Source organism: Mycobacterium mantenii, from assembly GCF_001667865.1.
In the GTDB taxonomy this organism is placed as follows: domain Bacteria; phylum Actinomycetota; class Actinomycetes; order Mycobacteriales; family Mycobacteriaceae; genus Mycobacterium; species Mycobacterium mantenii_A.
This window is the reverse complement of record NZ_LZJP01000110.1, coordinates 45,600-58,954: the sequence shown is the minus strand read 5'-3', so window position 1 is coordinate 58,954 and position 13,355 is coordinate 45,600. Positions and strand designations below refer to the sequence as shown.

10 protein-coding genes are annotated in these 13,355 nt (G+C 67.7%); 4 read left to right on the top strand and 6 right to left on the bottom strand.

Annotated elements, in window-relative coordinates:
- Positions 1-159: 159 nt before the first annotated feature.
- Entirely contained in the window at positions 160-1,506 is a 1,347-nt protein-coding gene (locus tag A5688_RS20925; protein WP_067910477.1) for a flavin monoamine oxidase family protein, read from the top strand.
- Here A5688_RS20925 and A5688_RS20920 read toward each other — a convergent pair.
- Positions 1,501-2,466, bottom strand: a complete 966-nt coding sequence (locus A5688_RS20920; RefSeq protein ID WP_067910480.1) for an alpha/beta fold hydrolase — start codon at positions 2,464-2,466, stop codon at positions 1,501-1,503. The genes A5688_RS20925 and A5688_RS20920 overlap by 6 nt on opposite strands.
- Before the next feature lie 119 nt (positions 2,467-2,585).
- Here A5688_RS20920 and A5688_RS20915 point away from each other — a divergent pair, with 119 nt between their 5' ends.
- Positions 2,586-3,989, top strand: a complete 1,404-nt coding sequence (locus A5688_RS20915) for a flavin monoamine oxidase family protein (protein WP_067910483.1) — start codon at positions 2,586-2,588, stop codon at positions 3,987-3,989.
- An 18-nt stretch (positions 3,990-4,007) separates the two neighbouring features.
- On the opposite strand, the gene A5688_RS20910 is transcribed toward A5688_RS20915, so the two are convergent.
- Complete coding sequence (locus A5688_RS20910; protein WP_067830897.1) at positions 4,008-5,096, bottom strand: helix-turn-helix transcriptional regulator; 1,089 nt, start codon at positions 5,094-5,096, stop codon at positions 4,008-4,010.
- 34 nt (positions 5,097-5,130) lie between these two features.
- Positions 5,131-6,297 (bottom strand): glycosyltransferase, encoded by a 1,167-nt coding sequence (locus tag A5688_RS20905; protein WP_067830900.1) that lies wholly within the window; start codon positions 6,295-6,297, stop codon positions 5,131-5,133.
- 194 nt (positions 6,298-6,491) lie between these two features.
- Here A5688_RS20905 and A5688_RS20900 point away from each other — a divergent pair, with 194 nt between their 5' ends.
- Entirely contained in the window at positions 6,492-7,403 is a 912-nt protein-coding gene (locus A5688_RS20900; RefSeq protein WP_067830903.1) for a chemotaxis protein CheB, read from the top strand.
- 10 nt (positions 7,404-7,413) lie between these two features.
- Here A5688_RS20900 and A5688_RS20895 read toward each other — a convergent pair whose 3' ends face one another.
- The 3 genes from A5688_RS20895 to A5688_RS20885 all read right to left on the bottom strand — a co-directional run bounded on the left by A5688_RS20895 (position 7,414) and on the right by A5688_RS20885 (position 11,093).
- Positions 7,414-9,255 (bottom strand): CheR family methyltransferase, encoded by a 1,842-nt coding sequence (locus A5688_RS20895; RefSeq protein WP_067910486.1) that lies wholly within the window; start codon positions 9,253-9,255, stop codon positions 7,414-7,416.
- A gap of 70 nt (positions 9,256-9,325) precedes the next feature.
- Positions 9,326-10,084: an STAS domain-containing protein gene (locus tag A5688_RS20890; RefSeq protein ID WP_067830908.1), complete on the bottom strand. Its 759-nt coding sequence runs from the start codon at positions 10,082-10,084 to the stop codon at positions 9,326-9,328.
- The gene (locus A5688_RS20885; RefSeq protein WP_067830910.1) at positions 10,077-11,093 is read right to left on the bottom strand and encodes a chemotaxis protein CheB; all 1,017 of its coding nucleotides are present in this window, start codon (positions 11,091-11,093) and stop codon (positions 10,077-10,079) included. The genes A5688_RS20890 and A5688_RS20885 overlap by 8 nt, the downstream gene beginning before the upstream one ends.
- A gap of 98 nt (positions 11,094-11,191) precedes the next feature.
- On the opposite strand from A5688_RS20885, the gene A5688_RS20880 reads away from it, so the two are divergent.
- On the top strand, positions 11,192-13,294 hold the full coding sequence (locus A5688_RS20880) for a catalase (RefSeq protein WP_067830913.1): 2,103 nt from the start codon (positions 11,192-11,194) through the stop codon (positions 13,292-13,294).
- Positions 13,295-13,355: the final 61 nt, after the last annotated feature.

The window sequence follows — 13,355 nt, the reverse complement described above, 5'->3', positions numbered from 1 at the left end:
ACTGGTAGCCGGACTTGTCCGAAATCGCGGGGTGGCAGCGCAATTAACAGCGCGACGCGGCATATATTGCCGTCGCCGTGATGCGAAACGCCCAGCGATTCGGCAGTTAGCTTGCAGAATTCGCCGTGAAAACCGTGGAAATGCGGTTCACTAGACCGCGTGCCAAAGCCGCCGCGGATCGTCGACGTTGTCGTGGTCGGTGCGGGCTTCGCCGGACTCGCCGCGGCGCGTGAGCTGACACAGCAGGGCCATGACGTGGTGGTCTTCGAGGGCCGTGGCCGGGTCGGCGGACGGTCGCTGACCGGCAGTGTTGCCGGATTGCCGGCCGATCTGGGCGGCACATTCGTCGGGCCGACCCAGGACGCCGTCCTGGCGATGGCCGCCGAACTGGACGTCCCGACCACTCCGACACATCACGACGGCAAGAACCTGATCCATTGGCGCGGGTGGACGCACGCGTATCACGGCACCATCCCCAAGCTTTCGCTGACCGGCCTGCTGGACATCGGTCGGCTGCGGTGGCAGTTCGACAGGATCGCCCGCAGCATCCCGCTGGCAGCGCCGTGGGATGCCCGCCGTGCGCAGGAACTCGACGGCCTCTCGCTCGGCGGCTGGCTGCGCTCGGTGCGCGCGACCGCGTCCTCGCAGGACCTGCTGGCGATCGTGGCGCGGGTGACCTGGGGATGCGAACCCGACGACGTGTCGATGCTGCACGCCGCCCGCTACGCGCACGCGGCCGGCGGCCTGGACCGGCTGCTCGACGTCGAGGACGGCGCCCAACAGGACCGCTTTCCCGGTGGCACGCAACAGATCGCCGAGGCCGCGGCCGCCGAACTGGGTGACCGGGTGCTGCTCAACGCCCCGGTGCGGCGAATCGAGCGCCACGGCGCGGGCGTCACCGTCACGACCGCCCTCGGCGAGACCGAGGCCGGGTTCGTCATCGTCGCCATCCCGCCGGCCCATCGCGCCTCGATCGAGTTCACTCCCCCGCTGCCCGCCGAGTACGAGCAACTCGCCCGGCATTGGCCGCAGGGCCGGCTCAGCAAGGCGTACGCGGCCTATTCCACGCCCTTCTGGCGGACCAACGGCTTCTCCGGCCAGGCCCTGTCCGACAAGGGGCCCGTTTTCATCACCTTCGACGTCAGTCCGCACCCGGACGGCCCCGGCATCCTGATGGGTTTCGTCGACGCCCGCGCGTTCGACTCGCTGCCCAGCGATCAACGCCGCCGTGACGCGTTGCGTTGCTTTGCAACGCTTTTCGGTGACGACGCGCTCAAGCCGCTGGACTATGTCGATCATCGTTGGGGGGTGGAGGAATTTGCGCCCGGCGGCCCCACCGCCGCGGTGCCGCCGGGGTCGTGGACTCGGTTCGGGCCGTGGCTGCGCGAACCGGTCGGGCCAATCCATTGGGCAGGCACGGAGACCGCCGACGAGTGGACCGGGTTCCTCGACGGCGCGATCCGCTCCGGGCAGCGCGCGGCCGCCGAAATCACCGCCCTGCTATGAGCTGATCCGGCGGGTGGCCGCGTTGTTGAGGGCCATTTCGGCGAGGGCACGCAACTGGCGGTTCACCTCGCGCGGGTGTTCCAGCATCGAGCAGTGCCCGCCGGGCAGTTCGACCAGCCCCACCAGATTGGGTGCGCTGCGCGCGATCCTGCGGGACTGGCTGATGGGTGTCAGCCGGTCGCGTTCGCTCCCGATCACCAACGTCGGCACGGTCAGGCCGTCCAGATCGAGATGCCGAGCCCCCAATGACGCGACCAGCGCTCTGGCGCATCCGGCCCGGCCCGCCGGTGATGTCTTCTCGAAGAGCTCGTAGATGAGCCTGGCGATGCTCGGATCGGCGTCTCGCCCGGTGGCCAACATCGCCACCGCATAGCGGCTCGGGATGCGGGCGGCGGTCGGGATCGGGAACCCACCGAACGCGTTGATCAGGGCGCGCCCGGCCAGGACGCGGGCCGGCGACAACCCGTACGGCACCGGCAGCAGCCGCACCTCGCGGATCAGATCGCCGGTGGTGGTGTTGATCAGCGCGACGGCGTCCGCGCGCCGCGGCACCTTGTGCCGGTAGCGCTCCGACCACGCGGCGATGGTGATGCCGCCCATCGAGTGGCCGGCCACCACGGCGCGCTCGTGCGGTGCCAGGGTCGCGTCCAGCACCGAATCCAGGTCGGAGGCAAGGTGTTTCAGGCTGTAGCCCTTGCCTCGCGGCGCGCCACTTCGTCCGTGGCCGCGATGATCGAAGGCGATCACTCGGTGGTCGTGGGACAGGTCGGCGATCTGGTACGCCCACGCCCTGATCGCGCAGGTGATGCCGTGCGTCAAGACAATCGGATAACCGTCGGGCGGCCCAAACACCTCCGCGTGCAGCCGGGTGCCGTCGGCCGCCCGGACCGTGACGGTCTCACTCGGCGGCAGCTGGTCGGGGAACGGGTCAACCGGGCGGGTCGATCGTCGAGCACTCATCGCCGCTCCCCCCTCGAACGCGGCCCCGTTGCCGCAGCTAAGGATGCGACGATCCTATCCCTAACTCGGGTGCGCTTTTGGGAAATCCGGCAAACGTTTCTTATGAGACGCTTAGACCCGTGTCTGGGTTGTCGCGACGGGCATTCTTCGCGGCCGCGACCGGCGTGGCCGGCGGTGGGCTGGCGTCCGCCTGCGCGTCGAACCGGCCGACCCGCGCGACCGGGCGCGCCTCCGATCAACCACCACCGCCGGACACCGCGTCGGTCCTCGTCGTCGGCGCGGGCATGGCGGGTTTGTCCGCCGCCCGTACCCTTGCCGACACCGGCCGGCCGGTACGGGTCATCGAAGCCCGCGGCCGCATCGGCGGCAGGGTGTGCACCGACCGTGACTGGGGCACACCCCTGGAGCTGGGCGCGTCGTGGATCCACGGCACGACGGACAACCCGCTGACCGAGCTGGCCCGGCGGGCGCGGGCGCAGCTGGCCGGCACCGACTATTACGGGTGGGCCAAACTCGCGGTCGACCCCGCCGTGGCGCCGCTGGATTACCAGAGCGCCACCTGGCGATCGTTCGTCGAACGGGCGCGCCAGGGCGGTGCGGGAAGCCAGGGCGGTGCGGGCAGTCTGGGCGCGGCGGTGCAAGCCGCCGCCGACAGCGCAAGGCTTTCCGCGGCTGATCGCGCTCAGCTGGCGTTTTACCTCACCACCGAGATCGAGGACGAATACGCCGCCGACGCGAACCAGCTGTCGGCCAGCACCTTTGACAAGGGTGACTTCGCCGGCGGCGACCAGGACGTCATCACGAACGGCTATGACGCCCTGCCGAAGTTGCTCGCCGACGGACTCACCATCGAGCTGAACACGCCGGTCACCGCGATCGTGCAACGCGACAACGCCGTCATCGTGCGCGCGGGGGACAGGTCGTTTCGGGGTCCGGCCGCGATCGTCACCGTTCCCCTCGGCGTGCTGAAATCCGGTGCGATCACCTTTGATCCGCCGCTGCCCGATGGTCACGCCCAGGCGGTGAAGGCCCTGGGCTTCGGGGCGTTGTCCAAGAGCTTCTTCCGCTTCGGGCAACGAACGTGGAAGGTAGACAACGCTTTCTACCAGTACTTCGGGCCCGAAGGCGGGTTGTGGTCGCAGTGGTTCACCTTGCCGGGCGCCGCCGGTCCCATCGCCGTGGCCTTCAACGGCGGCGGGCGGGGGCGATTCGTGGAGTCGTGCGCGCCCAAGGATCTGCTGGCCGGCGCGCTGCCGGTCGCCCGCCGGCTCTTCGGCGACGACATCGCGCTGACGGACGTGCGGACGTCGAAGTGGACGGTCGACCCCTATGCCCTGGGCGCCTACTCGTTTCACTCGCCCGGCTCCGGCCTGGACGACCGGCGCCGGCTGCAGGACCCGATCGGCGACCGGCTCTATCTGGCGGGCGAGGCTGTGGGCGTTGACAATCCGTCCACGGTGACCGGCGCGCTGGTCAGCGGCCGCTACGCCGCGAACCAATTGATGCGCAAACTGAATGGTTGATCGGGTCCGGCCGGGCCATCAGGACGACGAGACCTGTTGCCTCAGTGTGGTGTGCGGGCTCTCGCCGTAGGTCTGCCGGTAGAGCACGGCGAACCGTCCGGTGTGCGCGAACCCCCACCGCTGGGCGATTTCGGTGACGGTAGAGGTAGCGGTGGTTGCTGCCATCAGGTCCTGATGGGCGCGCCCGAGCCGGACGCGGCGCATGTACTCCGTCGGGGTCGTGTCGAGCTGCCGGCGGAAAAGGTACTGGACGGCCCTGGGCGTCAGATGCACCGCGGCCGCCACGTCGCTGATGCCGATGTCCTCGGTGGTGTGACGGTGGATGAACGACACCGCCTCCTTGAGCGATTCGGGCAGCGCAAGGTCGCTGGCCGGGTCGTGCCTGGTCAGGTTGGACGGGTAGCACTCGAGCAGCGCACCGGCCAGCAGGCTGGCCATCCCGGCGGTGATCAGCGGTTGCTGCGCGGTGTCGGCGGCGGCCAACGTCGCGACCACATAGTCCAGCGCTCGATGCCACGCCTGCACCGCGGCAAGGGAACGCGGCCGCCAATTCACGAATTGGGTTTGTTGCGCCAACGACGTGTGCCAGTCCGCGGCGACTTTGTGCAGCACGTCGGCCTCGACGGTCACCACATCGAAACGTGCACCGTTGCAGTGCAATCCGCAGGGCATGCCATGCGCGACGAGAATCGGGAAGTCCGGGGTCGCCACGAGTCCGCCGGCGACACTCAACGATCCCGCCCGGGGCTGGACCACCACTATGGTGTCGGTCGCCGGGATTTCGAGTGCCGCCCGGCCGCGGATCATCACCTCGTCGACCGTCATCGAACCGGCGTCACTGCGCCGGTGCGACACCACGCAGTGACTGGCAAGGCCCGAGATTCGCCAGCCCGGTTGGTAGGCGCCGGCGAAGAATCGCCGCGCGGTCTCCGGGTCGGTGGAGCGGAATTGCTTGTATTGCACGGTAACCGGGCGTATCCCGAAATCCGATCCGAGCGCAGGACGCGCCGCGCAGTAGTCGGGCCGAGTCGCCTCGGGCTCCTCGCCGGCACCATCGGCGCTCAGCTCCTGGCGCTTGCCGTCGATCCCGCTCGTCATGGTGGTCATGGACGGCCCCGGGTCGATACCACAGGCGCCCGCATCACCGCGCCGCCGTGCCTACCGGCGCCCGACCTTGCGACCCGACGCTTCGGTAAGTGTTCAGCGCGTCGAGCGCGATCCGCTGCCACGCGAAGCGCGACTGGGCACGAGTGCGGCCGGCCGCACCCATGCTCTGACGCTGGAAGCTCTGCGCGAGAAGCTTTCTCAATGCGGCGGCCAAGCCGACCGGATTCTCCGGCGGAACTACCAGCCCGGTGATGTCGTCGAGTACGACGTCTGCCAGCACACCCACGTTCGCCACGACCACGACCACCCCACTCGACATTGCCTGCAGCACGGCGCCGGCCCGCGGTGGTCGTCGAGGCGTGAACGCCACCACGTCGGCGGACCGGATCAACTTCGGCAGTTCGTCATCGGCGACCGTGCCGTCAAAGCGGACCCGGTCGGCCACACCCAGCTCAGCAGCGAGATTCCGCAACCGGGTTCGCGCCTCGTCGTGGTCTTCATTCGTGGCGTCGTTCTCCGCAATCACCAGCTCCGCACCACGCACCTTGGGCAAAGCGCGGATGGCGATATCGATGCCGTTGCACCACAACGGGTTTGGTGTCACGTACAAAATGCGCTGCAGGCCGTTGCGCGATGCCATCGGACCGGTCGGTGTGTAGCGCTCGGCGTCCACACCGCACGTCAGGGCGGACACTCGGGTCCGGCGGCGACGCAGCCGGGCCAGCGCGTCGACGTCGTCGCTGCTCTCGCCGGTCACCCAACTCGCGCTGCGGGCCAGCAGCGGCTCGAGGCGTTCGCGTTCGGTCTGGTGTTCGGTGCCGGCCTGGCCCCGCGAGGTCGCGGCCAGCCCGTGGAACGTCTGCACGACGGGGATATGCCGACGGCGAGCGGCCAGTTGCGCGGCCAACCCGCCCAGCCAGCCGAAGGCGTGCACGACGTCGGGTTGCTCGGTTGACCACATCCGGTCGAGTTTGGCGGCCCACTCCCCCACGTACGGCAGCACGTCGGCCGGCAATGTGGCCGTCCGCGGGCCGACAGGGACGGACACGCGCCGGCAACCGTCAACAAACGTCTCCGTGCGCCGCCCGCCAGCGCGTCGAAGGCACACCGTTGCGTCGTGTCCCTCGTCCGCCAGCGCGGCACCCAGCCGCTCCGGGTCTTCCCCGTTAACGTCATCGCCGCTGACAATTGCAATTTTCACTGCAATTTCCTCCGCGCGCCGTTCGTCTGTGCACCAATACGAGTTGGCATACCCTCGCCGCTGGGGGCGAAACGGGCATGGCGGCATCTTCGCATGATGGCCCGGCATTCGCCTGGCGGACCCGCGACGAGCAGCCGAAACGCGCGGTGGTCCGCGCGGTGGTGCGGTGAGTCGACAGGGTGGAGACTGAAGGAATGGCGACTGACGGGCACGGCCCGGGCATCCAGCTGGCGGTCCTGCTGGCATCGGCGGGCGGGTTGGAGGCCCTGTCGAGAGTATTGCGGGATCTGCCCCCGGACTTTCCCGCCGCGGTCGTCGTACAGCAGCACCTGGGCGGTCACGACAGCCTGCTGCCCGCCATTCTGAGTCGGCAGGCCGGACGCTCGGTCGCTTGGGCACAGGACGGAGGCGTGCTGACATCCGGACAGGTGGTCGTCTGTCCACCGGGGATGCTGCTGCAACTGACATCGGACGGAAGGTGTCAACTGCAGGCCATCCCGGCGCATCAGACACAGATATTCGACGTCCTGCTTGCGTCAATCGCCGGCTCGTACGGACCGCGAAGCGTTGCCGTAGTGCTGTCGGGTTCCGGGCATGACGGCGCGGCGGGCACCGCCGCGATGAAGCGGGCGGGCGCCGTCGTCATCGCCGAAAGCCCGGAGACCGCCCAATACCCGTCGATGCCGATCGCGGCCGCGCGCGCCGGCGCCGACCTGGTGTTGCGAATCGACGAGATCGGCGCAGTCCTGGCAGGCATTGTCAGAGGGGCGCCACTCCCCGAGCCGCGGGAACCGCCGGCACCGGATCCGGCGGCCGACGGTGATGCGGCCGTCGCCGCGTGCGACATCTTCGGCCGGCTGTCGGCGAAATACCAGACCAACAGCGCCGAGGCGCGGGGCGAACTGGCCCGCCTGCGCGGAGCCGAACTCGAACGCCGCCGCCAGGAGCTGAAGGTGGGGTTCGGCGCCACGCAGGAAACGGTGGCCGCGGCACAACGCAGCGCCGAGGAGTCCCGCTACCGCGCGCAACTGGCACATCAGGCGGCCGAGGAGGCATCCACGCGGCGGGAGCGGCAAGTCTCGCGCCGCGAGATCCCCGGCGGTTAATCCACGCCGTCTATTCCACGACGTCCAGCAGCAGCAGCGCCCCGGCCACCGTCCCCTCAGTCGAACGGAACGGCGTGCACTTGATTCGCACCCGGGCCGGGCGGCCCCGCCGGTTGACAGCGTCCACCGTCACTTCGCCGGAGCTGTCCGGGTCGACGAAGGCGTTGCCGATCAAGGGCCGCACGCCATCGAGCGGCAGGCCGATGTCCAACGCGGTCAGCCGCGACCCGGTCGTCTCGTCGGCCCGAAGTCCCCAGAGCTCTTCGCAGCCCCGGTTCCACAGGATCACCTTCATCTCCCGGTCGACCACCACCATGCCCATGTCGACCGAGTCGATCAGCGAGTCCAGGAAGTTCTTTGCGTCGTCCAGTTCCAGGCTGCGTTCGCGCAGCATGTCGTTGATGGTGTGCAGTTCGTCGTTGGTGGACTGCAGCTCCTCGTTCATGGTCTCGAGTTCTTCGTTGGTGGACTGCAGTTCCTCGTTCGTGGTCTCGAGTTCCTCGACCGTGGATTGCAGTTCCTCGTTCGTGGTCTCGAGTTCTTCGTTCGTGGACTGCAGCTCTTCGTAGGCCGCCTCCAGCTGGCGGTTGGTCTGGACGACCTTATCCAGCAGCGCACGCGTCGCGGTGACGTCGAAGAAGACGATCGACACGCCGAGCAGACCGTTCTCGGCGTCGACGAGCGGGTTCACGTGGATCTCGAACCACACCGTCTCGGCACCCGGCCGCTGCCATTTGACGTCCTGGATCCGCGCGGAGCGCCGCTCCACCTTGGCCTGCTCCAGGTAGGCGCGCAGCTCGACGGGGCGGTAGGAGATCTCGAGGTCGCGCAGCAGCCTGCCGATGTCGCGCGCCGAGAGCCCGAAGATGCTCTCCGCCTGCTGGTTGATCATCGCGACGGTGTCCTCGCCGGTCACCACGATCTGCGCCACCGGGCTGGCCCGGAAAGCCAAGTCGCGCACCGTCGTCAGGCCGGGCAGATCGGCGTGGCGTTCGTAGAACACGCCATTCGGGTCGTAGCGATCCACGCCGCCGTGGGACCCGGCCGCCTTGCGGAAGATGCGGTGCTTGAGGTTCAGCGGAGTGAACCGGTCGCCGTGACTCAGCAGCATCTCGGCGTGCCCGAGGAACAGGGTCCCCTGCGGTGCGAGTGCAAAATGCAAGCGTGCTAACACGTTTCGCTGCGTCTCCGCGTTGAGATACATCAGGGTGTTGCGGCACACCAGCAGATCGACGCGCGAGATCGGCGCGTCCTTGACCAGATCGTTGCGGCCGAAGATCACCGCACGCCGCAGGTCTTTGTGAAAAATGTAGCGGCCGTTGACCTGTTCGAAGTAGCGCGCCAGCAGGTCCGGCGGTACGGATTCGACCGCCTTGGCATCGTAGGAGGCGCTGCGCGCCTCGGTGAGCGCGTCCTCGTCGACATCGGTGGCGTAGATCTTGACCCGCTGCCGGAATCCGTCGAATCCCAGCGCCTCGGCCAGCAGCATGGCCAGCGTGTAGGCCTCCTGTCCCGCGGCGCAACCGGCGCTCCACACCCGAATCGGGTCGTCGGGCCCACGCTCGGCCAGCAGCCGCGGAATCACCTCGGTGCTGACGAACTCCCAGGCATCCGGGTCGCGGAAGAACGAGGTGACGTTGATCAGGATGGTGTTGAAGAGTGAGGTGAATTCATCCGAACTGGCCTGCAGGAAGTCGACATACTCCTCGAACGTGGTGTAACCGGCCTGATCCATCCGGTGCCGGACGCGGCGCATCAACGAGGTGCGCTTGTACCCGGTGAAGTCGAAACCGCGGGAATCGCGCATATAGCGCAGCAGCGCCTCGAAAGCCTCGTCAGTCGTGGCGTCCATGCAAGTCCCGTCCCGATAAGCGGTTCACCGAAGGACTCGAACACTACTCGCGGCGTCCGGACCGGTGGCGTCAGAACCGGTTTTCCCGGCCGACCAATCCCCATACCGTTTTGCCCGACGATGTGGGAGTGGCGCTCCACACCCGGCACAGCGCGGACACGATGGCCAGTCCGGAAACGATGTCGGCGCCGCGGTCGGCGTCCTCGTGGCGGCCCGGCAGATACGAGCTGTGGTCCTCGACCGCGACCGTCACGGTGTCGTCATAACTCTCGACGATCAGCACCGGTGCGCTCTCGGTGTGGTCGAGCACGTTCTCGACGAAGACGGTCGCCACCGTCGCCGCAACCGGGATCACCTCCCGGATGTCCCATTGGGTGAGCCAATCGTCGATCACACCGCGAGCCACGTCGAGGCTGCTGATGTTTCGCGCCAGCTCGGTGCGTGCCCGCCGCCGTACCTGCAGGGATTGGCTTTGCACGGCGTCCAGCGCAAGTTCCAGGGTGGAATGTATTGGCACATATCGGGTGACGCCGGCCGCGGCTATCGCGCGCCGCACCTCCGGCTGGGCGCACACCAACAGGATTGGCACGTCGGGCCAGACGCTGACATGCCAGCGCGCGCTGGTGAACACCGTCCAGGCCGAAGCGGATGGCGCGCGCAGACCGTCGACGTCGACGATCACCGCGCGAGGCTCGTCGATCGCGGCCTTGATGACGGTGTCGCGGACGGTTCGATAGGTCGAGCTGTCAAGCACGCCCTCCACCTTCAGGATCGGCACGTCCCGATCGGATTCCAGGTCGATCCGGACGGCGGGATCGCGCTCATTCATCGGTCTCACCCCGATGAGGGGCGGTGGCGGACAATCGGTCGCTGAGCACGATCAGCGCTCGCTCGGTTTCCTCCGCAATCGCGGTGTAGCGCTGAAGGAGCAGGCCGGGCTCGGCTTTGCCGGCCAGGTCCCGGGCCAACCTGGCCTTTTCCTGCAGGCTGCGCAGCGCCACCCACAGGGCTCCCTCGACCTCGTCGTCGCGGGCGCTCAGCAGGGCGTCACCCGTCCAGGCGTGGCCGACGTGGCAGCGAAAGTTGCCTTCGCTGATGGCCACCAGCGAGCCGTTGCAGTCCGGGCAGGTATAGCCGGACGGCGCGCCCAGTTCTTGGGTGTCGAAACCGGTCGAGAACCGCGAAGTCATGGCGATCCGGTTCTCCAATTCCATCGTGGCGTCGGGCTCCATTTCAGGATCCTCTATCTCTCGCTGCGACAGCTCTTTGAGGACCGCGCCGATGTCGGCCGCCGCGGCCTGCCGATCCACCACGCCCGCGTCTGCGGCGTTGGTCGGCATCGCCGGGAACAACGCGTCCTCGGGTGACTGGCCGATGGTGGTCCCGCCGCACGAGCGGATGGCGGCCATTCCCAGCACGCCGTCGTCGAGCACGCCGGAGAGCAGCACGCCGATCCCCTGACTTTTGAACGTCAAGGCCACCGATCGAAACAACGCGTTGATCGCGGGTCGGTGCCCGTTTTCGGTCGGCCCCTGCGACAGCAGCACGCGATGATCGACGACCAGCAGATGGCGGTCGGGGATGCTGACGTAGATGTGTCCGGGCTCGAGCGGCATGCCGTTGTGGGCAGCCACCGCCGGCAGCGGACCGCTGCGATTGATGATGCGAGCCAGAATGCTGGGCGCACCGGCGGGCACGTGCAGCACCATCAGGTAGGCGTAGGGCAGGTCCGGCGACAACCCGGCGGCAAGCTTAGATAGCGCCTCGACCCCGCCGGCCGATGCACCGATAGCTACGACGCCACGAAGGTCGCCGACTTCAGCCGTCTGGATCACCACTTTCGACTACCCCTGTCAATGGTAGGCAACCGTCGTCGTGGTGGATAGGGCCGCATTCGTGTCGTTTGCACCGGTCGGGCGGTGGTACCCGACACGGCATGGCCACAGAACAGAATCCAAAACAGCGCGACCTGGAGCCGGCGCGGTTCCGCCGCGACACCGGATACCTGACCACGCAACAGGGCGTCCGCGTTGACCACACCGACGATTCGCTGACTGCGGGCGAGCGGGGCCCCACCCTGCTGGAGGACTTCCACGCCCGGGAGAAGATGACCCACTTCGACCACGAGCGCATTCCGGAGCGGGTGGTGCACGCGCGCGGGGCCGGCGCCTACGGTTATTTCGAGCCGTACGACGACTGGCTGGCGGACTATACGGCGGCGAAATTCCTGATCACTCCGGGCGTTCAGACTCCGGTGTTCGTCCGGTTCTCGACGGTCGCCGGGTCACGCGGATCGGCCGACACCGTCCGCGACGTGCGCGGGTTTGCCACCAAGTTCTATACCGAACAAGGCAATTACGACCTGGTGGGCAACAACTTCCCGGTGTTCTTCATCCAGGACGGCATCAAGTTCCCCGACTTCGTGCACGCGGTGAAACCCGAGCCGCACAACGAGATTCCGCAGGCGCAGTCGGCTCACGACACGCTGTGGGACTTCGTGTCGCTGCAGCCCGAGACCCTGCACACCATCATGTGGCTGATGTCGGACCGGGCGTTGCCGCGCAGTTACCGCATGATGCAGGGTTTCGGCGTGCACACCTTCCGGCTGGTAAACAGCAGTGGTGAAGGAACTTTCGTGAAGTTCCATTGGAAGCCCCGGCTCGGCGTGCACTCGCTGATCTGGGACGAATGCCAGAAGATCGCCGGCAAGGATCCCGATTACAACCGCCGCGACCTGTGGGAGGCGATCGAGTCGGGCCAGTACCCGGAATGGGAGCTCGGCGTGCAGCTGGTCGCCGAGGAGGACGAGTTCAAGTTCGATTTCGACCTGCTTGACGCGACCAAAATCATTCCCGAGGAACAGGTTCCGGTCCGGCCGGTGGGCAAGATGGTGTTGAATCGCAACCCGGACAACTTCTTCGCCGAGACCGAGCAGGTGGCGTTCCACACGGCGAACGTGGTGCCCGGCATCGATTTCACGAACGATCCGCTGCTGCAGTTCCGCAACTTCTCCTATCTGGACACTCAGCTGATCCGGCTGGGCGGTCCCAACTTCGCCCAGCTGCCGGTCAACCGGCCGGTGGCCGAGGTCCGGACCAACCAGCATGACGGTTACGGACAGCATGCGATCCCGCAGGGCCGCACCAGCTACTTCAAGAACAGCATCGGCGGCGGCTGCCCGGCACTGGCGGACGAGAACGTGTTCCGCCACTACACCGAGCGGGTGGACGGGCAGGCAATGCGCAAGCGCGCCAAGTCATTCGAGAATCACTACAGCCAGGCGCGCATGTTCTGGCAGAGCATGTCGCCGGTCGAGGCCGAACACATCGTCGCCGCGTTCGCCTTCGAACTCGGCAAGGTCGAAGTCCCCGAGATCCGTTCGGGCGTAGTGGAACAACTCGCGCGCGTCGACGGCGGGCTGGCCGGCCAGGTCGCCGCGAAGCTGGGGCTGCCCACCCCGCCCGAGGAGCCGGTGGACGACCGGGTGGGCGCGTCACCGGCGCTCTCCCAGATCGGTGTCAGCGACACCATCGCCTCGCGCAAGATCGCCGTCCTGGCCGCCGATGGAGTCGACGTGGTGGGGACCAAACGCTTCATCGAGCAGATGGGCGAGCGCGGCGCGGTGGTCGAGGTGTTGGCCCCGGTCGCCGGCGGCATGCTGGCCGGTGGATCCGGCGGTGAACTGGCCGTCGACCGATCGTTCACCACGATGGCGTCGGTGCTGTACGACGCCGTCGTGGTGGCGTGCGGGCCGCGCTCAATAGCGACCCTGTCCAACGACGGCTATGCCGTGCATTTCGTCACCGAGGCCTACAAACATCTGAAGCCCATCGGTGCCTACGGGGCGGGCGTCGACCTGCTGCGCACCGCGGGGATCACCAATCGGCTGGCCGAGGACACCGACGTGCTCGAGGATCAGGCCGTCATCACCACCACGGCCGCCGCCGACGAGTTGCCGGACCGCTTCGTGGACGAATTCGCCGCCGCGCTGGCCCGGCACCGTTGCTGGGAGCGGCGCACCGACCCGATACCGGCCTAGTACGTGGTTTTTGAAGCGGCCGGGGCGGGCATTCAGCACAGTTAGGACGCTCATCGTGGAC